At 35.8% G+C, this 22,037-nt stretch carries 23 protein-coding genes, 1 CRISPR repeat array and 1 other annotated feature (1 of these 25 cut by a window edge); of the genes, 19 read left to right on the plus strand and 4 right to left on the minus strand.

Annotated features, from left to right (window positions below; translation table 11 throughout):
• Positions 1-59: 59 nt before the first annotated feature.
• The 7 genes from nusG (at position 60) to rbsK (ending at position 6,507) form a co-directional block, all read left to right on the plus strand.
• A complete protein-coding gene (gene nusG / locus AC4BB5_RS04740; protein WP_010773265.1) occupies positions 60-602 on the plus strand; it encodes a transcription termination/antitermination protein NusG in 543 nt (180 codons plus the stop codon).
• 112 nt (positions 603-714) lie between these two features.
• Positions 715-1,587, plus strand: a complete 873-nt coding sequence (locus AC4BB5_RS04745; RefSeq protein ID WP_490458233.1) for an alpha/beta fold hydrolase — start codon at positions 715-717, stop codon at positions 1,585-1,587.
• Between the two features lie 29 nt (positions 1,588-1,616).
• On the plus strand, positions 1,617-2,633 hold the full coding sequence (locus AC4BB5_RS04750; protein ID WP_490458234.1) for a LacI family DNA-binding transcriptional regulator: 1,017 nt from the start codon (positions 1,617-1,619) through the stop codon (positions 2,631-2,633).
• A 144-nt stretch (positions 2,634-2,777) separates the two neighbouring features.
• Positions 2,778-3,698 (plus strand): ribonucleoside hydrolase RihC, encoded by a 921-nt coding sequence (rihC, locus tag AC4BB5_RS04755; RefSeq protein ID WP_490458235.1) that lies wholly within the window; start codon positions 2,778-2,780, stop codon positions 3,696-3,698.
• A gap of 15 nt (positions 3,699-3,713) precedes the next feature.
• Positions 3,714-5,087, plus strand: a complete 1,374-nt coding sequence (gene dcuC / locus AC4BB5_RS04760; RefSeq protein WP_490458236.1) for a C4-dicarboxylate transporter DcuC — start codon at positions 3,714-3,716, stop codon at positions 5,085-5,087.
• Positions 5,088-5,123: 36 nt separating this feature from the next.
• Entirely contained in the window at positions 5,124-5,591 is a 468-nt protein-coding gene (locus tag AC4BB5_RS04765; RefSeq protein WP_490458237.1) for a GNAT family N-acetyltransferase, read from the plus strand.
• A gap of 16 nt (positions 5,592-5,607) precedes the next feature.
• Positions 5,608-6,507: a ribokinase gene (gene rbsK, locus AC4BB5_RS04770; RefSeq protein ID WP_490458238.1), complete on the plus strand. Its 900-nt coding sequence runs from the start codon at positions 5,608-5,610 to the stop codon at positions 6,505-6,507.
• Between the two features lie 113 nt (positions 6,508-6,620).
• Here the strand turns inward: rbsK and sdaAA are convergent, their stop codons facing one another.
• Positions 6,621-7,508, minus strand: coding sequence for an L-serine ammonia-lyase, iron-sulfur-dependent, subunit alpha (gene sdaAA / locus AC4BB5_RS04775; protein WP_490458239.1), 888 nt, complete (start codon positions 7,506-7,508; stop codon positions 6,621-6,623).
• A 25-nt stretch (positions 7,509-7,533) separates the two neighbouring features.
• Positions 7,534-8,202: an L-serine ammonia-lyase, iron-sulfur-dependent subunit beta gene (gene sdaAB, locus AC4BB5_RS04780; protein ID WP_490458240.1), complete on the minus strand. Its 669-nt coding sequence runs from the start codon at positions 8,200-8,202 to the stop codon at positions 7,534-7,536.
• Positions 8,203-8,421: 219 nt separating this feature from the next.
• Here sdaAB and AC4BB5_RS04785 point away from each other — a divergent pair, with 219 nt between their 5' ends.
• The 6 genes from AC4BB5_RS04785 (at position 8,422) to AC4BB5_RS04810 (ending at position 12,103) form a co-directional block, all read left to right on the plus strand.
• A complete protein-coding gene (locus AC4BB5_RS04785; protein ID WP_490458241.1) occupies positions 8,422-8,730 on the plus strand; it encodes a hypothetical protein in 309 nt (102 codons plus the stop codon).
• Between the two features lie 252 nt (positions 8,731-8,982).
• On the plus strand, positions 8,983-9,405 hold the full coding sequence (gene rplK, locus AC4BB5_RS04790) for a 50S ribosomal protein L11 (RefSeq protein ID WP_069645399.1): 423 nt from the start codon (positions 8,983-8,985) through the stop codon (positions 9,403-9,405).
• 110 nt (positions 9,406-9,515) lie between these two features.
• Positions 9,516-10,205 carry a 50S ribosomal protein L1 gene (gene rplA, locus AC4BB5_RS04795; RefSeq protein ID WP_025872837.1) on the plus strand — a complete coding sequence of 230 codons (690 nt, stop codon included), beginning with the start codon at positions 9,516-9,518 and terminating at the stop codon, positions 10,203-10,205.
• Positions 10,206-10,358: 153 nt separating this feature from the next.
• Positions 10,359-10,485: a sequence feature (ribosomal protein L10 leader region), on the plus strand.
• A 69-nt stretch (positions 10,486-10,554) separates the two neighbouring features.
• The gene (gene rplJ, locus AC4BB5_RS04800; RefSeq protein WP_208928462.1) at positions 10,555-11,055 is read left to right on the plus strand and encodes a 50S ribosomal protein L10; all 501 of its coding nucleotides are present in this window, start codon (positions 10,555-10,557) and stop codon (positions 11,053-11,055) included.
• A 62-nt stretch (positions 11,056-11,117) separates the two neighbouring features.
• The gene (gene rplL, locus AC4BB5_RS04805) at positions 11,118-11,483 is read left to right on the plus strand and encodes a 50S ribosomal protein L7/L12 (protein WP_069633962.1); all 366 of its coding nucleotides are present in this window, start codon (positions 11,118-11,120) and stop codon (positions 11,481-11,483) included.
• 377 nt (positions 11,484-11,860) lie between these two features.
• Entirely contained in the window at positions 11,861-12,103 is a 243-nt protein-coding gene (locus tag AC4BB5_RS04810; RefSeq protein ID WP_438758564.1) for a GlsB/YeaQ/YmgE family stress response membrane protein, read from the plus strand.
• Positions 12,104-12,160: 57 nt separating this feature from the next.
• Here the strand turns inward: AC4BB5_RS04810 and AC4BB5_RS04815 are convergent, their stop codons facing one another.
• Positions 12,161-14,068, minus strand: coding sequence for a BglG family transcription antiterminator (locus tag AC4BB5_RS04815; protein WP_490458242.1), 1,908 nt, complete (start codon positions 14,066-14,068; stop codon positions 12,161-12,163).
• Positions 14,069-14,293: 225 nt separating this feature from the next.
• Between AC4BB5_RS04815 and AC4BB5_RS04820 the strand changes: the two genes are divergently transcribed.
• From AC4BB5_RS04820 to AC4BB5_RS04835, 4 genes are read left to right on the plus strand one after another with little or no spacing between them, the layout of a single operon-like run.
• Positions 14,294-14,614 (plus strand): PTS sugar transporter subunit IIB, encoded by a 321-nt coding sequence (locus AC4BB5_RS04820; protein ID WP_490458243.1) that lies wholly within the window; start codon positions 14,294-14,296, stop codon positions 14,612-14,614.
• A 20-nt stretch (positions 14,615-14,634) separates the two neighbouring features.
• Positions 14,635-15,888, plus strand: a complete 1,254-nt coding sequence (locus AC4BB5_RS04825) for a PTS sugar transporter subunit IIC (protein WP_490458244.1) — start codon at positions 14,635-14,637, stop codon at positions 15,886-15,888.
• 6 nt (positions 15,889-15,894) lie between these two features.
• A complete protein-coding gene (locus AC4BB5_RS04830) occupies positions 15,895-16,242 on the plus strand; it encodes a PTS lactose/cellobiose transporter subunit IIA (RefSeq protein ID WP_490458245.1) in 348 nt (115 codons plus the stop codon).
• A gap of 15 nt (positions 16,243-16,257) precedes the next feature.
• Positions 16,258-17,682, plus strand: a complete 1,425-nt coding sequence (locus tag AC4BB5_RS04835) for a glycoside hydrolase family 1 protein (RefSeq protein WP_490458246.1) — start codon at positions 16,258-16,260, stop codon at positions 17,680-17,682.
• 63 nt (positions 17,683-17,745) lie between these two features.
• Here AC4BB5_RS04835 and rlmD read toward each other — a convergent pair whose 3' ends face one another.
• On the minus strand, positions 17,746-19,116 hold the full coding sequence (gene rlmD, locus AC4BB5_RS04840; RefSeq protein ID WP_490458247.1) for a 23S rRNA (uracil(1939)-C(5))-methyltransferase RlmD: 1,371 nt from the start codon (positions 19,114-19,116) through the stop codon (positions 17,746-17,748).
• Between the two features lie 137 nt (positions 19,117-19,253).
• Here rlmD and recX point away from each other — a divergent pair, with 137 nt between their 5' ends.
• Positions 19,254-20,054 carry a recombination regulator RecX gene (gene recX, locus AC4BB5_RS04845; protein WP_490458248.1) on the plus strand — a complete coding sequence of 267 codons (801 nt, stop codon included), beginning with the start codon at positions 19,254-19,256 and terminating at the stop codon, positions 20,052-20,054.
• Positions 20,044-21,219, plus strand: a complete 1,176-nt coding sequence (mutY, locus tag AC4BB5_RS04850; protein ID WP_490458249.1) for an A/G-specific adenine glycosylase — start codon at positions 20,044-20,046, stop codon at positions 21,217-21,219. Before recX ends, mutY begins: the two co-directional genes overlap by 11 nt.
• Positions 21,220-21,385: 166 nt before the next feature.
• Positions 21,386-22,037: direct repeats of the CRISPR family, unit length 33 nt; unit sequence GTCTAGCTCTGTTTAGAGCTAGTGGATTGAAAT; it runs 522 nt beyond the window's last position.

Here is a 22,037-nt window from a genome sequence, read left to right on the forward strand (position 1 = left end):
CTTGTTACTTTTAATTTATTGTTCTACCAACTATTAAATACAAAGGAGCCGAATCAGAGATGGAGTCATTTGAAAAGAATTGGTATGTATTACATACATACTCAGGTTATGAAAACAAAGTAAAAGCAAACATTGAATCACGTGCACAAAGCATGGGCATGGGAGATTTCATTTTCCGTGTAGTCGTTCCAGAAGAAACAGAAACAGAAGTAAAAAATGGTAAATCAAAAGAAATCGTTCATAAAACATTCCCAGGATATGTATTAGTGGAAATGACAATGACAGATGATTCTTGGTATGTAGTACGTAATACACCAGGTGTTACTGGGTTTGTCGGTTCACATGGTGCTGGAAGTAAACCAGCTCCGTTATTACAAGAAGAAATCAACCACATTTTACGTTCAATCGGTATGAGCACACGTCAATCTGATTTGGACGTTGCATTAGGCGATACTGTTCGCATTATTGAAGGTGCTTTTTCTGGTCTTGAAGGAGAAGTTACAGAAGTTGATGAAGAACGTCAAAAATTAAAAGTGAATATCGACATGTTTGGTCGTGAAACAAGCACTGAGTTAGATTTTGAACAAGTCGATTCAATTTAAATAAGTATAGAGCTGAAACACATCTGTTTTGGCATAGAGAGAGTGGAACAAAACTAACTATAGTTTTGTCCTGCTCTCTTCTTACTATAGTCGTAACGGAAAAGGAGATAAAATGAAAAAAAAGAAGTCTTATGTATTAGTAATTATCTGTCTCTTGGTATTTTTTACTGGGTGTATCAGCAAAAAAACAGTTAAAAAAGAAACACAGCAAGTTACCAAAAGTCCTGAAACTAGTGAAACGATTCCTAAATCATCAATTCCTACATTGTTCATTCATGGATATAGCGGTGGCAGCAATTCTTTCGGAAGAATGATCAAAAGAATGGAAGTAAGTGGTCATACCAAGAAAGAGCTAGTTTTGACAGTTAACCCAGAAGGAGAAGTTCAGGCAGATGGCAAAGTGTCTGGAAATCAAAATAATGCCAGTATCCAAGTTCTCTTTAAAGATAATAAAAATAATGACTGGAATCAAGCGGAGTGGATCAAGAATTGTTTGACGTATATTCAAGCTAATTATGGTGTTAAAGAGGTTAACTTAGTTGGACATTCTATGGGAGGCGCCAGTTCTTTACGTTATTTAACTACTTATGGTGATGATAAGAATCTGCCTAAGGTTAGAAAATTTATCAGCATAGCAGCCCCTTTTAATAACTTTGTAGAATTATCTAATGGTGAGACGCTTGATGATATCCTTGCTAGTGGTCCCTCTGTTAAAAGTGAACGGTATACTGATTATGTCAAAGGAATTGAGAAAGTATCTAAAAGTATGAACGTGCTGCTCATTGCTGGAGATCTAAAAGACGGTAGCTTAAGTGATGAAGTCGTTCCTGTAGCTGATGCGTTGAGTCCTGTTTCATTGTTTAAATCACATGGTAACGATGTACAAGAAAAAGTTTTTTACGGGAAATCAGCGCAACACAGTCAATTGCACGAAAATAAAGAAGTAGATCAACTTGTTGCAGATTTTTTATGGAATAATAACTAAAAACAATTGTATCAATAGAGGAGAAAGTCATGAAAATCAGAATGAAAGATATTGCAAAAATGGCAAACGTATCTGAAGCTGCGGTTTCTTTAGTTTTAAATGATAAACCTTCTAGAATCTCCGAAAAAAAGAAACAAGAAATAAAGACGATCGCAAAAGAATTGAATTATATTCCTAATATTGCAGCCCAAAGCCTTGCTAAAAAAGCGTCTCAAACGATAGGCGTTGTTATTCCGGACATTGAGAACCCTTTTTTTTCAAAGCTCTGTAAACAATTAGAGGAGCGATTTAGAGAGATGGGGTATTTGACTATCATTGTCAATTCTAATGATGATTTTACTGTGGAAAAAAATCTGATCCAAATGCTCTTGAATCGTGGTGTTGATGGTTTGATCATTGCGTTATCCAATGAATCTTTTTCATCCAAAAAAGAGCAAGAACATTTTTTAAAGGAAATTGATGCACCATTTGTTTTAGTGGATAGACAGGTTTCTTTTAAAGGCGTTAACCAAGTATATTTTGATAGCCGAGAAGGAGGCAAACTTTCAACAGAATATCTTCTGGACAATGGTCATCGAAACATTGCCTTTATGACAGGAGACGTTAAGGTGCCAAGTACACTTGAACGTATAGCTGGCTACAAACAAGCCTTGAAAAGTTATGATGTAAAAGTAGATGAAAACTACATTATTGAAACGGGTTATCGTTTTAACAGTGGTGTTAAGAAGGCAAGCGAACTTTTTGGATTAACGGATGTCACAGCGGTCATTACAGCGAATGATATGGTTGCTTTCGGTGTGTTGAAACAAGCATTGATCTGCGGGAAGAAGATTCCAGACGAGCTTTCTGTTATCGGATATGACCGTCTAGAAATAGCGGATATTTTAGGTACTTCCTTAGCAACAGTGGAGCAAAATATTTCCTCTTTGACGGAACAAGCAGTCACTCTTTTAAAAAAAATGCTGATAAAGAAAAAAACAAAAGCCACGTCGATTGTTTTGAAGCCGAGTCTGTTTAAAGGGGAAAGTGTAAAAAAAATAAAATAGTTATTGACTAACAAAAAATAAAACGCTATCATAATAGACAGATAGGTTAAGCGATTAATCTAAAAAATACTTTTTTAATTAGTAAAAAGGTATTTTTTTATATCATTTTGGTAATGCGCTTAACCTAAGAAGGAGGAAGGATTTATGGTGAAAGAAAAAAGACCGATCATTATTGACACAGACCCAGGAATAGACGATGCAGTAGCGTTATCGATTGCCCTTAATCATCCAGAATTAGAGGTTAAGTTACTAACCACTGTTGCCGGAAATGTAAACGTACACAAAACGACGGAAAACACATTGAAATTAGTGTCATTTTTTGAGAAACAAGTACCAGTTGCAAAAGGTTGTGACAAACCGCTATTGATCCAGCTGGAAGATTCTGCAGAAATTCACGGAGAAAGTGGGATGGATGGATATGATTTTCCAAAAGCTACGACTAAAACTCTTGATATTCACGCTGTAGAAGCCATGAAAGAATGTATTCTCGCTAGTCCAGAACCGATCACGTTAGTTCCTATTGCTGCTTTAACAAATATTGCTTTGCTTTTAAGTATGTATCCAGAAACAAAACAAAATATCAAAGAAATCGTGATGATGGGCGGTTCACTATCAAGAGGGAATACGAATACTAGTGCAGAATTTAACACATATGTCGATCCGCATGCCGCGCAAATTGTTTTCCAATCAGATCTTCCAATTGTGATGGTCGGCTTAGACGTTACCAGTACAGCAGTATTGACAAAAAATGAAACAGAAAAAATCAAAACATTTGGTAAAGTGGGCAATATGTTTTACTCGTTATTCCAACACTATCGTGGTGGTAGTTTACAGACTGGTCTAAAAATGCACGATGTTTGCGCGATTGCTTATTTAACTGATCCAGATTTATTTACAGTTCAAGAAACTTTTATTGAAATCGCTTTAGATGGTCCAGCATCAGGTGCAACCGTAGCGGATTTAAAAATGAAATACCACGATACAACGAATGCAACTGCGTGTCTAGATATCGATATTCCAGCATTCCAAAAATGGGTCGTGTCCAATTTAGAAAAAATAAATTAAAAAAGGAGTCATACTATGATTGAGTCATTGTTAGTACTAGTTGTTTTAGCTCTTGTTGCTTATTTGATTATTAAGAATTATCATCCTGCCCTAAGTTTGATCAGTGGAGCATTGATTTTGTTGTTGTTTGCAGTTTTATTGGGGCACCCGCTTTATCCAGCTGGTGAAGGAACAGGTTTAGCTTTTTTTGATGTTTTCTTGAAATTTAAAGATACGATCATTGCCCAAGTGAGTTCAGCTGGGATCGTGATCATGATTTTATTTGGTTACTCTGGTTATATGAATGTAATCGGTGCCAATCAAGTAGCCGTGAATATTTTAGTGAAACCGCTACAAAAAATAAAATCAAAGGCATTATTCGTGCCACTTGTTTTTCTAGTTGGTAATTTAATGTCTTTAGTTGTACCGAGTGCTTCTAGCTTAGCAATTATTTTGATGGCGATTTTATATCCAATGTTAGCAAGTATGGGAATTTCTTCTTTGACTGCGGCGGGTGTAATTGCCATGACAGCAACAATCATGCCCACACCGTTAGGAGCAGATAATGTTATTGCAGCCCAAACTTTAGATTATGATCTATTGACCTATGTTGCATGGAACGCTAAAATTTCGATTCCTACATTGTTAATCATGGCTGTAGTACATTATTTTTGGCAAAAATATTGTGATAAAAAAGAAGGAGACTCTGCATTTGTTGCAATCGAAACGAATGAACTAGCGAAACAAGAAGAGTCAGATACACCGAAAATTTATGCTTTGTTACCTCTATTACCGTTGATCTTGATTTTAGTTGTTGGTATTACAAGCATGTTTATTAAAGGGATTCAAATGGATATCTTTGTTTTGACGTTTATTTCATTTTTCATTGCTGTAGCATTTGAAACAATTAGACATAGATCCTATAAAAAAATTCAAGATTCTGCTGCAGAAATGTTTAAAGGAATGGGACAAGGATTTAGTCAAGTAGTGATGCTCGTTGTTGGTGGTTCTTTATTTACAACGGCAGTTCAATCTCTAGGAATTATTGATAAGTTGATGGCATCTGTTGAATCTTCAGCATCAGCTGGATTAGTTACAACATTGATCTTCAGCGGTGCGACTACTTTATTTGGCATTTTAAGTGGTGGTGGGCTAGCAATGTTTTATGCGGTGATCGAATTAATTCCTGATATAGCCTCTAAAGCTGGAATTGATGGAATTTTGATTACATTACCAATGCAAATGATTGCGAACTTAGCAAGAACGATTTCACCTGTAGCAGCAGTCGTGATGATTGTTGCATCAACTGTTGGTGTTAGTCCAGTTCGTATTTTAAAACGGACAAGCGTTCCAACGATCATAGGAATTATTTGTGTCGTTGTATTATCAATTCTGTTACTACCCTATTAATTTGAGAATCTGAACTTTTTTCGGAGATGAGTACACATGGAAATAGCATTGGCTGAGCTGAAAGATTGTAGAGAGATTAATGAGTTGTTTGCATTAGCAAAAAAGTATATGGAACAGGCAGATGTACATCAATGGACCAGCCTGTATCCTAACGAACACATCGTTCAACATGATATTTACGATCGATCGTTATATAAATTAGTTGAGGATCATAACATTGTTGCAGTTGCTACTTTAGATAAGATGGATCAAAATACCTATAGTTTAAGACGGATCGCAACAAATCCAATTTATTTATCTAATGGTTATGCATCAAGTTTACTAAATGATATAATAAATAGAATAAAAGAAAAAAATGGAAAGCATATTTATTCAAGTACAAATCATTCCAACCGCAACATGCAACATTTTTTTAAGAAGCATGGTTTTGAAAAAATTTCAGAGTACACTGAAATTGAAAGAGAGCATCTGGGTTCTTTCTATAAGTATTTGAAGAAAATATAGGTAAGGAGAGTCCGTGATGAATAAAGTAATAGTTTTAGGAAGTATCAATATGGATATGGTTATGGAAACAGATCGATTGCCAAAAATTGGTGAGACTCTGTTAGGAGAGACTATTGATTATTATGTTGGAGGTAAAGGTGCTAATCAAGCTGTTGCAGCTTCCAGAGTAGGAGCTGAGGTTTCTTTGATTGGAAAAATCGGCGATGACACCTTTGGTTTGAAGGTTTATAAGCACTTAGAAAATGAACATATCGATGTAAGTGCTGTGACAACAGAAAAAAATATTTTTACTGGTGTTGCTTCTATTTTCAAACTAAAAAAAGATAATGCAATCGTTGTTTTACCAGGAGCAAATATGTTGCTGAATAATATCGATAGTGAATTAACCGAAAGAATCACTGCCAAGGATGTTCTTTTGGCACAGTTGGAGATACCAGCAAATACTGTGAAAAAAGGTCTGGAAATTGCAAAAAATAAAGGCGCAATCACTATTTTAAATCCAGCGCCGTATAACGATCAGGTCGTTGAAATGCTACCGTTCGTGGATGTCATTACACCAAATGAAACGGAATTTGAAGGTTTATTGGGACACACGATTGCGGATGATAATCAATTTGAACAAGAGATGCTGAACTGGTCAAGGACCAATGACACTCAGCTAATCGTAACTAGGGGCGGAGAAGGTATTTCTTATACAGTTGAAAATGAGGTCGTAACTGTCCCAGCTGAAAAAGTGACGATTGTTGATACAACTGGTGCTGGGGATACGTTTAATGGGATTTTAGCTTCCTGTTTAGCAAATGGATTGTCTGTTCCAGAAGCAGTCAAACTTGCGGGTAAAGGAGCCACATTATCGATTACCAAATTAGGGGCACAGACTGGAATGCCAACTTTGACCGAAATTGAAGCATTTTAATTATTGAAATACAACAAACATTGTTTCTTCATTCTTTTTTTATAATCTAATCGATGTCACAGCTGAAAAAGATAGAAAACAGCAATCCAAAATATTGATTGCTGTTTTTTTATTTATTTCGTTGTTTTTTCTGTTTGATTATCTAGAATTTCTTTTGCTAATCGTTGAGCAGTAGGTGTTACTGCTAAGCCGCCTTCAGCAGTTTCTTTAAATATCTGTGGCATTTGACGACCAACTTGATACATTGCAGCAACGACTTCATCAGGCGGAATCACGCTGCGAATACCAGCTAAAGCCATATCCGCTGAAATAAAAGCTTGTGATGAGCCTAAAGCATTTCGCTTCACACAAGGAACCTCAACTAACCCTGCTACGGGATCGCAAATAAGTCCCATCATATTTTTTAAAGTAATGGCAATTGCTTGGGCAGCTTGATCAGCAGAACCACCTGCAGCACATACTAATGCGGCACTAGCCATTGCACTAGCTGACCCAACCTCTGCTTGGCAACCACCTTCGGCCCCGCTGATTGACGAATTGTTAGCGATCACTAAACCAAAAGCGCCAGCAGTGAATAGGAAATCTAACTGTTGTTCATGTGTCAGTTGTAATTTATCGATAGCAGCCATTAATACACCTGGCACCACGCCAGCACTTCCGGCAGTAGGAGTGGCACAAATCAAGCCCATATTAGCATTGACTTCATTGACTGCGACGGCATTTCTGACTGCTGTTAAAATAGTTTCTCCGCTTAAAAAATTTCCAGTTTGAATATATTCGTTGAGACGAGTCGCATCACCACCAGTAATCCCAGTTACAGATGTTACTCCATCAACACCTTCTTCAATCGATTGTTTCATAACAGCAAGATTACGTTCCATTGTTTCGATGATCCGTTCTCGACTGTGGCCGTGATTGTCTATTTCGGTTGCAATCATCAATTCAGCAACGGATGGAAAATTTGCGGCCTGTTTCACTAATTCTTCTATGGATAGAAACATAACTAGTTTGCTCCTTTAATTTAAATTAATCAAAATAATTTACACTGTAAATATGAGGGATTTGCACTAATTTCATTGTAATATCACCGATATCAGCATGGTCGATTTCAATGATCATGATGGCTTTTTCACCCTTTGATTCGCGTGTGACGGTCATTGTGCCAATATTGATATTTGTATCAGACAGTAGATTGGTCACTTGGGCAATCATGCCAGGCACATCTTGATGAACAATAATAAAGGTTGGTGTACCCATCGTCAGAGAAATTTTAAAACCATTAAGCTCTGAAATTTGAATATTGCCGCCTCCAATCGAAATTCCTGTGACAGATAGTTTCCGATCACCTTTAGAGACAAGTAATTTGACTGAATTCGGATGCTCAGCTTTTTCTTTTAATGGAACGAATAGAACTTCCATTTCTCGCTCATATGCAATTTTTAAAGAATCAGCAAGACGCTCGTCATCTGGTTCCATATCCAATAAACCGCCGACTAAAGCAATATCAGTTCCGTGCCCACGATACGTTTTTGCAAAAGACTCATATAAGTAAATATCAACTGTATCTGGCTGTTCACCAAAAATACTCCGGACGATTTTCCCGATTCGAGCAGCACCAGCAGTGTGAGAACTGCTAGGTCCAATCATGACAGGACCAATGATGTCAAAAACACTTTTATAACGTAAATTTTCCATTATCTATTTCACCTATCTTCTTATTTGAAACTATCAAAAGTCTATCATAATTAAATACAAGAAACTACAGAAAAGTCAATTGTCTTAAATAATCTGAAAATACGCCTTTTTTTGCGAAGTATAATTATTTTATAAAAAGATAAGACCATAGAAGGAAATTGATTTCTGTTTTACAATATGTTAGAATAAATAAAATAAATATAAGGAGGATATTATTAAATGAAAAAAATAATTGGAACGTTATTTGTAGGTGCTACATTGGTAAGTTTATATGCATTACCAAAAACAGCCCAAGCAGCGAGTAAATGGAATATTATTGATATAGAAGGATCAATCGAGATTCCAGGATGGGCAAGTGGTAATAAAGAACCGGAATTTGTGATTCACGAAACGAAGACTAGTTCAGTTCCACCTCTGATTATTCGTCATACAAAAGGAGGTAAGACAGGTTTTCTAACTAGAAAAGAATATTATAAATTACCTGGTTCTCTTGAATGGTACGCAAAATATAGTGGCCATATCCAGTAGAAGGTCAACGAAAAAAGCTCAGAGGAGGAGTGTCTCCTGTGGCTTTTTTTTGCTGAAGTTGTTATCTAACTATGATATGGATGATAGAACCATTATTTCCTATAGAGCACTTGAAAAATTTTTAAAGAGAGAGTATAATAACTAAGTGTGCATTTTTGCATACAGGTTTTCTTTGATTCGTCAAAGAATGACGTGGGAGGAGAAATCTTCATCTCCAATTAACCACATCACGGACTCAAGGAGGTATGTCTCGTGGCAAAAAAAGTAGAAAAATTAGTTAAATTGCAAATTCCTGCAGGTAAAGCAACACCAGCTCCGCCAGTAGGTCCAGCATTAGGTCAAGCGGGTATCAACATTATGGGATTCACTAAAGAATTCAACGCTCGTACAGCTGATCAAGCTGGTTTGATTATTCCAGTAGTAATCTCTGTATATGAAGACCGTTCATTTACATTCATTACTAAAACACCACCAGCTGCAGTATTACTTAAAAAAGCTGCAAAAATCGAAAAAGGTTCTGGTGAGCCAAACAAAAATAAAGTAGCGAATGTTTCTAAAGATCAAGTTAAAGAAATCGCTGAACTTAAAATGGCAGACCTAAACGCAGCAGACGTTGAAGCGGCTATGCGCATGGTTGAAGGAACTGCAAGAAGCATGGGAATCACTGTAGGATAATTTTTTATTCTCAGACCCCAAAGAAGTAGCTTCTCAGTTTATTTCATATTCAAAGATATGAATTACGTGGGAGGTTCGACCGTTATAACCACAATCAAGGAGGAAACAAAATGGCTAAAAAAAGCAAAAAAATGCAAGATGCATTAAAAAAAGTTGAAGCAACAAAAGTTTACCCTGTAGCAGAAGCAATCGCTTTGGCTAAAGATACAAATATTGCAAAATTCGACGCAACTGTTGAAGTTGCTTACCGTTTAAATGTAGATCCTAAAAAAGCAGACCAACAAATCCGTGGTGCAGTAGTATTACCTAACGGAACTGGTAAAACACAAAGCGTTTTAGTTTTCGCTAAAGGCGATAAAGCGAAAGAAGCTGAAGCTGCTGGCGCTGATTACGTAGGTGACGCGGATATGGTTCAAAAAATCCAAGGTGGATGGTTTGACTTTGATGTAGTAGTAGCAACTCCAGACATGATGGCTGAAGTTGGTAAATTAGGTCGTGTCTTAGGTCCTAAAGGTCTTATGCCTAACCCTAAAACAGGTACTGTAACAATGGACGTAACAAAAGCTGTTAACGAAGTAAAAGCTGGTAAAGTAACTTACCGTGTTGACAAAGCTGGAAACATCCACGTACCAATTGGTAAAGTTTCATTTGATAATGAAAAATTACTAGAAAACTTCAATACAATCAACGATGTATTGTTAAAAGCTAAACCATCAGCAGCAAAAGGTCAATATATTAAAAACATTTCAGTAACAACTACATTTGGACCTGGAATCCACGTTGACCAAGCTTCTTTCTAATTAGAAAAGTGTAATAGACCGGTTAGATTGTGACGCTTTTTGTCACAAACATTATTTATCTTTTTTCCGAAGTGCTAGTTCATGAAGCTAGATCGAAAGAAAAGCTGAAAAAAATTATTGACTCAACTACCTCTCTCATGGTAAGGTAGTTGAGGTTAATAATTAACTGTACCGAAGACAGTAGGTGACGCAAGTCTTAATTTCCTACCGAGGACAATTGTTGATACATACAATTACGTCCCTCTATGTCAACGGTGGCATGGAGTTTTTTGCTGTGAAACACAATTTTTTATAAGAAATTGTGTTTCACAGCAAGCTCTACCCATCAATAATCAGGAGGTGAAAATAAATGAGTGAAGCAGCAATCGCTAAAAAAGAAACCCTAGTCGAAGAAGCAACAGCTAAGTTTCAAGCAGCAGCTTCTGTAGTCATTGTTGACTACCGTGGTTTAACTGTGGAAGAAGTGACTAACTTACGTAAACAATTGCGTGATGCAAATGTTGAAATGAAAGTCATCAAAAACTCTATCCTTTCACGTGCAGCTAAAAAAGCTGGACTAGAAGGTATGGACGAAGTATTTACAGGACCTACAGCAGTCGCTTTCAGTAACGACGATGTAGTAGCACCTGCTAAAATCATCGACGAATTTGCAAGCACTGCCAAAGCATTGGAAATTAAAGGTGGCGTTATTGAAGGTAAAGTATCTTCAGTAGAAGAAATGACATCTTTAGCAAAACTTCCAAGTCGCGATGGACTACTTTCTATGCTATTATCTGTATTACAAGCGCCAGTCAGACAAGTGGCTTACGCTGTCAAAGCAGTGGCAGAAAAAGAAGAAGAAGTTGCATAATTGCAGCCTAGCAGTAAACTAAACTAAAAAAATAATGAATTATTAAAACGGAGGAAACCATAATGGCATTGAACATTGAAAACATTGTTGCAGAATTAGAAGGCGCAACTATTTTAGAATTAAACGATTTAGTAAAAGCTATTGAAGAAAAATTTGACGTATCTGCAGCAGCTCCTGTAGCAGCAGCAGCAGGACCAGCAGCAGCTGGCGAAGAACAAACTGAATTCACTGTAGAATTAACTTCTGCAGGCGATCAAAAAGTTAAAGTTATCAAAGCAGTTCGTGAAGCAACAGGTCTTGGCTTGAAAGAAGCTAAAGCAGTAGTTGATGGCGCTCCTGCACCAGTTAAAGAAGGCGTTTCTAAAGATGAAGCTGAAGCATTAAAAGCTGCTTTAGAAGAAGTTGGCGCTGCAGTAACAGTAAAATAATCTTTTTGAGATTGATTTTCAAGCTAGAATCCATTTGGATTCTAGCTTTTTTGTTTTACCAAACTAAGTTCAAAGTATAGCGATCTAATTTTCTGGGCTGAGGTGTTTAATCTTCTTAGAGTATAGTCATAGATTGATACAAACAAGAGGGAGAGCTTCAGATGGAAATAGGAGTCAGCGCTGCGGTAATTTGTAGGAAAATGTAACATTAAAAATTATGTAACGATTTTAATGACAGATGAGATGAAATAAAAATGATAGTTAAATGATATAGATTGATTTTAAAATGCATTTCTTTCGCAAGAAAATAAATAATCTGTTAGCATAATTAAGTAATCATTATTATTTTTATTCTATTTGTAAAGGAGGTCATTTGTATGCATTGGTTATGGGTTTTAATCGTAGGTGGCGTTATCGGAGCAATTGCCGGGGCGATCACAAGTAAAGGCAAATCAATGGGCTGGATTTTCAATATTATTGCAGGTCTTGTAGGCTCATCAATTGGTCAATCACTTCTAGGAAGCTGGGGACCTCAAATTGCCGGCATGGCATTATTTCCGTCAATTATTGGTGCGGTGATTTTAGTTGCAGTAGTGTCATTTTTTGTAGGTAAAAATTAAAAACAGTTGAAAAACGCTAGGAGATTAAATTCTCTTAGCGTTTTTTTGTAATCTGAATTAACGTTCGTATTTAAATAATTCATCAATAAATTCTTCATAATTTCCCACACTTAAAAGTTTATCTAGCTTTATTTGATTTGAAAATGTATCGATCATAAAATCAAATAATTGCCTAAATTTTTTCATATCTTCTTGGTTCATAACGATCATAATGATTACTTGAACATAATGGTTCCCCCATTTTGTTGGTCGATCATTTAAAATAATAGAAATTCCCGTTTTTTTAGCACTCATTTCAATCGCATGTGGTAAGGCGACCGAATTATTAAATGATGTAGCGGACATTTTTTCCCGCGCTTTGATTAAGTCAATAAAGTGAGTATTAATATATTTTTTTTTGACTAATTGAGCGCCTAAGTGTTCAATGTAGAAATTGGGCGATTTTAAATAAATGTTTCGTTCAAAGCGTTCTGGTGTTAGGTAAGTTCGAAAGTTTTCTTTTAATGTATCCAATAATTTTTCCTGTTTCACAAGTTGAATCTTATGTTTAATTTTTTCACTATCTTTTCTTGATAAAAATGGAGAAATTTGTACTACATCCGTTAATTCTTTTATTTTGATCGTAGATAAAACTAGGTCTACTTTTTCCATTGTACTCAAGCTTTCAGAGTCTAATCGATAAAAAGTTCCTAAAATGTTTAGACTAGATTTGAAGGTATCTCCAATTTTATAGATCAAACGTTTATGCATATCATAATATTCTGGTGTATAGATCACACAACTTAATTTGTTTTCTGTCTCGAATTTTTCTTCAAAATAGGAACCAATGTGAAGTGCAATAAAAGTGATTTCATCATCTGAAATTGGAATATTGATTTGTTCTTGAATTTGTTTGGCAATAAAAACGGCAACTTCGTAAATAAATGCATACGACTGTTTGATTTCATCAGATAAAGGGTTGTGAACTTGCTTGCCGCTTTTGGCTCGTGAAATCAAATTAGATACGTGTAAAGCTAAATTCAGTACAAGTTTATCAGAAATATGGCTGATGAAATATTTTTCGGAGACGGTTGCCATCACGTTTGAAACAAATGTATAAATAAACGTTTCCATATAATCTTTTAAGAACGCATCATTTGATGGAGAGATTTTAGTCATTAATAAAAGAGTTAAATTATTGAGTTCATACAGGTCCATTTCAACAGTAAAGGCTTGATCAATATCTTTTCCAATTGCAATAGCAAGCTGATATTCAATTTGCTCTTTGGAAAAAAGTTCAGAAATAAATTCCATCTCAGAGCGTTGGTGATGAAGGAGCCGATTGATGGCTATAGCAATATGTAGCAATAAACTGTTGATAGCATAGCCGTTTACATAGAGATATTGACTACTTAAACGATTGATTACGATTTTTTGAATCACCTCAATCGAAATATCTGGGAAGATCGTCTGAATGTACTCAATGGATTGAAAATTTTGTAAAGCTTCATCTTGAAGCATATCACTAGCAAGCTTTCGGAAGTTTGTTTCATCACCTTCCATGCTTAAAAAATGTCCACGTTTAACTATTTTTAAATGATATTTATTCATTTTTTTACGTAGACGAAGCGTATCTTTTTCTATTGTTGGAATACTGACAAATAATGATTCTGCTACATCAAAGTAGTCGACATTCTTATGTTTTATCAATAAGTTCATCAAATAATTGACTCGATCAATAGGCGTATTCAATTCTTGTTTGTCGTTAGAAGTGAAATCTTCGATCCGAACATTTTCATTGATCATGTATCCTCGCTTAGAGGATTGAATCATATCTAAATGAGTACTTTGATTGATCCGAGCCACATAGTTACGAATCGTTCTTGTTGATGTAGATAATGCTCCAGCAAGAAAAGATGCAGATAGCCAGTTGTGATGTTGAATTAATAATTTCACCAGTGCCGCTTCTTTTTTATTTAAGGACACAATATATCCGCTCCTCTACTTTTTTATATTTCTTATTATTCGTTCTTTTAAATAGCAAATCAAGTACAGTTATTTCCGCCAAAGAGGTAGGTCTAGGAAAAAATCATATTTGATGGAGACCTTTAAAATGTAGATGATAAGGGTGTACTAAGCAGCTAAGGTTACTAAAATTTCTGATAGAACAGAATGAGTTTGTAACACTTTTAAAATTTAGGAGGATGAAAAATGAGTGAATTAAATGTCTTACTGGTCTGTGGATCAGGTGCAAGTAGCGGGTTTATGGCAGCAAATATGCGTAAGGCAGCTAAAACCAAAAATTTGGATATGGGTATTGTCGCAAGAAGCGAGTCCGAAATTGAAAATTATATTGAGGAGATTGATGCTTTGATGGTTGGGCCACATCTTGAATATATCATTGATGAAATCGATGAGATTATTCACGGATTTCCAGTAAAAGTTATTCTGATGAAAAAAGAATATTATGCGACGTTAGATGGAGATGCTGCAATCGAACATTTGTTAATTGCTTTAAAAGAAAATGAATAGTTTAAAAAGGAGACATAAATATGAATAAGTTGATCTTTTGGTTGGAAAATAGTTTCTCACCTAAAATGAACAAGGTGAACAATAATCCTTGGATTGTTAGTATCAAAGATTCTATCATGCAGACATTACCATTTATTTTCTTAGGTTCGATCTTTTCTATGCTAGCTATTTTAAATGAGTATTTTCCAGCTTTGCCAAGTTTTTGGGTACCATTCGGTTGGACGATGGGAAAAATTTCTTTGTTCGTAGCATTTTTGATTCCTTTTAACTTGATGGAGAAAAAACGATTGCGTAAGCAAAGAATCGTTGCGGGAATGAGTGGTCTAGTTTTATTCTTGATGATTATTTCACCCCAAATCGAAAAAGATGGTCTAGTTGGTTTTGGACATGATGCATTAGGTGCTGGAGGGATGTTTGTAGCGATTGTTGCAGGCTTGATTGCTGGAGTTGTATTAGTTACCTTAGGGAAATTTACTTTTTTTAAAGAGGAGTCAGTGATTCCTGATTTTGTCAGAGCGTGGTTTGATTCTATGTTGCCGATTGGGATCATCATTGTTTTTGGCTGGGTTGTTGTTTTGCTCATGAAAGTAGATTTATATAATATTGTTTTAAGTATTTTTATGCCGCTATCTAGCTTTATGGAATCGCCCGGGGGTTTTGTAGGGATGATGTTTTTAATTTGTTTTCTTTATTCGATGGGAATTTCTACTTGGGTTTTGACACCTGTTGTTCAACCAGTTCTTCTAAAGGCAATTGCTGAAAATATCGCGCTTGTTCAAAATGGAACAGCTTCTGTTGAAACGTTGAATTTAGTTACAAGTAGTACATTATATTCCGCTTATTTATGGATCGGTGGAATTGGCTGTACGATGCCGTTGGTCTTAATGATGATGCGGGCTCGTTCTAAAAAAATTAGTGCGTTGGGGAAAGCATGTATCGTACCGTCTATTTTTAATATCAATGAACCAGTGATTTTTGGTGCTGTTGCATGGAATCCGTTATTGATGATTCCGATGTGGCTTCAAGGAGTTATTTTGCCGATCGTGATTTATATCTTTACAAAAATAATTCCTTTTGCACCAATCCCCAAAGTTCAATTTGAATTATGGTATTGTCCATTTCCGTTTGCTACATGGTTTACAACGGGGACAATTACAGGAATTGTTTTAATGCTAGTAATTTTTGCGATATCAACTGCTATTTGGTATCCATTTTTTAAAGCATACGATGACCAAGAAACCAAAGCTGAAAATCAGATATTGAAGGAGGCTTAATTATATATGGATGATGCATTGTCACAACAAGCGATGGAAATTATTTTGTTCGCTGGAGATGCCAGAGTTAATTGTAAGAATGCTCTCGTTGCAACTGAAAATAATGATTTTGAAACGGCTACAGAAGAAATGAAAGTTGCCAAAACAAATATCACTGAAGCACATAAAATTCAAACCCAAGCTATTCAAAGTGAAATGGGTGAAGAGACAACTCAACGTGAGCATTCTTTGTTGTTTACGCATGCGCAAGATACCTTGATGACGATCTACAGTGAAATCAATATGGCCAATCACTTAATCAAAATAGCTAGACAACTCAACGAACGTTTAACATTACTTGAAAAAAATGAATGAAAAGAGGATAAATATATGTATCAAGTACCCACTGGATTTCCAAAAAATTTTTTATGGGGCGGTGCTGTTGCCGCTAATCAGTGTGAAGGAGCCTTTCAGTATGAAGGTAAAGGCACAAGTGTTGCAGATATTAATGAATTTAGAGCGGATCTACCATTAGAAAAAAGATCGAATGCAGAGATTTCTACTAGTTATATTGAGGAAGCTTTGAATAATCAAACTGGTATTTTCCCGAAAAGATGGGGCATTAATTTTAAAGAAACGTATCCAACAGATTTAAAATTGTTAGGAGATATGGGGTTAAAATTATTTAGAACTTCGATCGATTGGTCTCGAATTTTTCCTAACGGTGATGATCTTGAACCCAACGAAGAGGGACTGCTTTTTTATGATAAATTGATCGATGAAATCTTAGCTAATGGCATGGAACCGATGATTACATTATCACATTATGAAATGCCGCTCAACCTTACATTGAATTATAAAGGATGGTATTCAAGAGAAGTTGTTGATTTTTTTGTTCGCTATTGTAAGGTTATTTTTGATCGCTATCAAGGAAGAGTAAAATATTGGATCGTGATCAATCAGATCAATTTAATCGGTCATGAATCATTTAATCATCTAGGAATCGCTGAGGATAAGGTAGAAAATCTGCAGGAAGCAAAATATCAAGGTGTTCATCACATGATGGTAGCTTCAGCTTTAGCTACCGAATATGCTCACCAAGTTGATGAAAATTATCAAGTTGGAATGATGCTTTGCGGAGGCCCTGAGTATGCAGCTACTTGTGAACCGGAGGATGTTTTGGCTACACTTAAAATCAATCAAATGCAGTATTTCTTTGCAGATGTTCTTTTACGAGGATATTATCCAGGTTACGCGTTTCGATATTTTGAGGAGCAGGACATTAAGCTAACATTTGCTGAAGAGGATGCAGCTATTTTAAAAAATACAGCGGATTATCTGTCATTTTCTTATTACTACACACAGATTTGTGATGGGAAACATAATGAACCGTATCGTAATAAGAATTTACCAGCAAATCCGTGGGGCTGGACGATCGATCCTCTTGGACTTAGAACATTGTTGAACTCTTTCTACGATCGTTATCAATGCCCAATCTATATTACTGAAAATGGTATTGGCTGTTATGATCGATTGGAAGTAGAAGGTAGTATCCACGATGATTACCGTATCGATTACTACAAGGCACATATTGAACAAATGAAAGAAGCAATTAAAGATGGTGTTGATCTTAGAGGGTATTGTGCATGGGGACCAATTGATATTATTAGTTGTTCTTCTTCAGAAATGAGTAAAAGATATGGTTTTATCTATGTCGATCAAGATGATTATGGGAAAGGGAGCCAAAAACGTTACGTGAAGGATAGCTATTATTGGATGAAAAAGGTTATAGCTAGTAATGGAGAAGTACTTTAGCAGTATTTAAAAAAATCCACTAACCAAGGTGAAATCTGGTTAGTGGATTTTCTTCTTATGAAACTATCTTTTAGTCAATTTCACAACAACCTCACAACGAGCTGTTTGTGGAAACATATCGACTGATTGTAAATACTTCACATCAAATACTTTAGCTAAATCAACTAAATCTTTAGCCAATGTGGACACATTACAAGAGACATACACCATTTTCTTAGGAGGCTGCTTTAAAATAGCTCTCAGCAGTTTTTGATCCAATCCGGTTCTAGGAGGATCAACAATGATTGCATCGGGTTTAAAACCACTCTGAAGCCATTTAGGCAGTAATTCCTCAGCTGTTCCTACCTCATAATGTGTGTTCGTAACACCTAAACGTTCAGCGTTCATCTTAGCATCTTCGATCGCAGCAGGAATAATATCCATTCCGCGAACTTCTTTAGCTTGTTTGGCAATACTTAAGCCAATTGTTCCAACACCGCAATAAGCGTCAACAACTGTCTCGTTGGGTTGTATATCTAAGGCTTTCAATGCTTCATCGTATAATACCTCAGTTTGTTCCGGATTTAGTTGGAAGAAGGCTCTGGGAGATAAATCAAAGGTGACTTCATTGATTTGCTCTTCGATGCTTTCTTTACCCCAAACATGGATCGTTTCATCACCCATAACGATTGAGGTTCTTTTGTTTTGTACGTTTTGCATAATTGAAACAACCTCAGGGAGATGCTGAGTAATTTCTTCAATCAATGCTTTTTTCTGTGGGAATTTTATGGATTGCGTAATAAAAACAACTTGAACTTCATTTGTTTTTACGCCGACACGAACCATCAATGTTCTAAAGATGCCACTGTTTTTTCGTTCATTGTAGATCGGTAATTGATATTTATTCAATAATTCTACTAAAGTATTCATGACTTTTGTTGTAGCAGGTTGTTGAACTAGACAGTCGGTGATTGGAACTAAACGATGAGAATCAGCTTGGTAAAGTCCAGCTTCAATTTCTCCATCGATCTTCCGTAATTGAAATTGTGCTTTGTTGCGATAATTCCAAGGGTTCTTCATTCCAATTGTTTTAGGTAGCTGATAATTTTCATAGTTTCTTGGTCTAAACTTGTTGAGCGACTGCTTTAATAGATCTTTTTTAAAGAGTAGCTGAGCGGGATAAGATAAGTGTTGTAATTGACAACCACCGCATGCTTCATAAACTGGGCAAGGGGGAACGACTCTTTCGGGCGCAGCTTTGACAATTTTTTTCAGTTGACCTTCCACAAAACGGGGGGCTACTTTCGTGATTTCTACAGAGATATCTTCTTTAGGTAAAGCACCTGGAACAAAAACGATCGTCTTTTTGTAATAGCCGATCCCTTCACCGTTGATGCCTAAACGTTTTATTTTTAAAGGAATCGTTTGTCCTTCTTTTAATAGTTGTGTGGTCATATTTCCATCCTTTTGATCCGTAGATCTGTTAATCAAGTACTTCGACATTTCTTATTTTAGCACAATTTAGCTAGTTTAGCTTCTGTCATTTATATGTTATAGTAGAATATATGTTCTCACTAGAAAGGCGGAGAAAGATGGAAACAATTACGAAAATTACAAAAGACAAAGGTCAATTTTATCTTATCTGGCTATCTTCAGGAGAAAAATTACGCGTATCTGAGGATACCTTAGTCCGACAACGTTTATTAAAAGGACAAGAATTATCAGATGAAATGGTCGAAAAAATAAAAAAAGCTGGATCTTATGATGTTGGCTTACAGATGTCTTTAAATTATCTAAGCTATCAGCTACGGTCAAAAAAAGAAATTTTAGATTATTTGAAAGAAAAAGAGATATTATCCGATGATCGAAAAAAAATCGTGATCCGTTTAGAAGAAATGAATCTTCTAGATGATAAAATATTTAGTGAAAGTTATGTCCGTACTTTGATGCGAACGAGTGATAAAGGACCCAAAATGATTGAACAACAACTAAAACGAAAAGGCTTGAATGATGAAGACATTCAACATGGGTTAACTTTTTATACAATGGATGAACAAGTAGAAGTAGCAAAAGCAACCGCTGAAAAAGCGATGAGACGTTATCGGACGAAAAGCTTCAAAGATGCCTTGCAAAAAGTTCAAATGCATTTGATGCAAAAAGGTTTTAATCGAGAAGTTATTGATTTAGCCCTTGAAGAGCTTTCTTTTGAAAAAGATGAAGAACAAGAATTAGATGTCATCCGAAAAGAGGGCGACAAATTATGGGAAAAACACCGCAAGTTAGATCCTTATAAACGTCTGATGAAAGTCAAACAAGGACTGTTTCAAAAACGTTTTGATTCGGATTTAATTCAACAATATTTTGATGAAAAGGAATTAGAGAATGAAGAATGAAAAATATTGGGAAACTTGGAGTAATAGTGAGCTGCAAGCTTTTCAAAAAGAGTTTATCGATTGGTATGAAAAAGAAAAACGAAATTTACCTTGGCGGGTCAATCTAGACCCGTATCGTATTTGGATCTCAGAAATTATGTTGCAGCAAACGCGTGTTGATACGGTGATCGATTATTATTATCGTTTTATGGAATGGTTTCCGACAATTAAAGATTTAGCTGAAGCACCAGATGATAAGTTATTAAAAGCTTGGGAAGGCTTGGGGTATTATTCTAGAGCCAGAAATTTGAAAGTTGCAGCGCAACAGATCATGACCGAATTTAACGGTCAGATGCCTAAAACAATCGAAGAAATTCGTCAATTAAAAGGCATTGGTCCTTATACAGCAGGAGCGATTGGAAGTATTGCCTTTCACATTCCAGAACCTGCAATCGATGGTAATGTTATGCGGGTCGTCAGCCGTTTATTTGAGATTAGTGATGATATTGCCAAATCTAGTAGCCGTAAAATTTTTGAAGAAGCAATGTATAAAATTATCGACCAAAAGCGTCCAGGGGATTTTAATCAGGCAATGATGGATCTAGGATCAGCAATTTGTACACCAACCTCTCCAAAGTGTGATGAATGTCCGATTCAGTCTTATTGTTTAAGCTATAAAAATAATACAATGACAAATTTTCCAGTTAAATCTAAAAAGTTAAAGCCAAAAGATGTTTATTATATCGGTGGAATTATTGAAAACAATCAGCAAGAATTCTTATTAGAACAACGTGATGACAAAGGCTTATTAGCAAATATGTGGCTATTTCCAGTAGATGAAGTCAGTAAAGAACGTTTTGATTTTCTACAAAAAATGTGGGTGAAAGAAGATCAGCAATTATCGCTTGATTTTGAAGAACCTCTATTAGTTGCTGAAGAAAATCCAGAAATTTTTGAAAAATACTCTCAAGTAGTTTGGCAAAAAAGAACTTTAGGAGAAGTAATTCATATTTTCAGCCATCTAAAATGGCATATTCTTGTGTTTTATGGACGTCAAACAGGATTGACGAGTTTAAATGAGAATCAAGAATGGGCAACAAAAGCCGAGTTTTCAAATTATGTTTTTCCAAAACCGCAGCAAAAAATGGTAGATCTATATAAAAAAGAATTCAGAATAAAAGAATAGTTTTTAGGTGCGGACCCTAAGTAAACATAAAATTTCTAGGAGATCCGCACCAGATTTTTGCAGGGATTAGAGGGAAAATAGCTCTTTTTCTCATTTTAATTTAATGTTATACTAGATTTAGTGTTGAATTGGTGAAGATATGTCATGTATTTCCACCATTCCCACAGTCTAGCTCTGTTTAGAGCTAGTGGATTGAAATCAGTATGACCGTTTTCACCTGATGAAAAATTTTTGTCTAGCTCTGTTTAGAGCTAGTGGATTGAAATTCTCTCCATGTCGCAAAATAAAGGTTGTGCTAAGTCTAGCTCTGTTTAGAGCTAGTGGATTGAAATCGTTTAAATATCAGATATCTTACTCACCTAACAAGGTCTAGCTCTGTTTAGAGCTAGTGGATTGAAATTGATTTGATATAGCCGACTAGACCAGTCAATGAGTCTAGCTCTGTTTAGAGCTAGTGGATTGAAATATTGAAGGTCTCAAGAACGCTGAGAGTCAAGGTACGGTCTAGCTCTGTTTAGAGCTAGTGGATTGAAATTATAAATTATTTGTAAGATCTTACAAGGTCATTGTGTCTAGCTCTGTTTAGAGCTAGTGGATTGAAATATGTGCTGTTTGATGAATGGTTAGAATTGTTTGAAGTCTAGCTCTGTTTAGAGCTAGTGGATTGAAATATGAACTAAATAAAAATCGATATCGCCGCCATCCGTCTAGCTCTGTTTAGAGCTAGTGGATTGAAATAATTTCTTGGTATTAAAAACCAGCCCAAACGGACGTCTAGCTCTGTTTAGAGCTAGTGGATTGAAATAGTTGTATCTCAA

The organism is Enterococcus sp. AMC1252 (genome assembly GCF_058216515.1).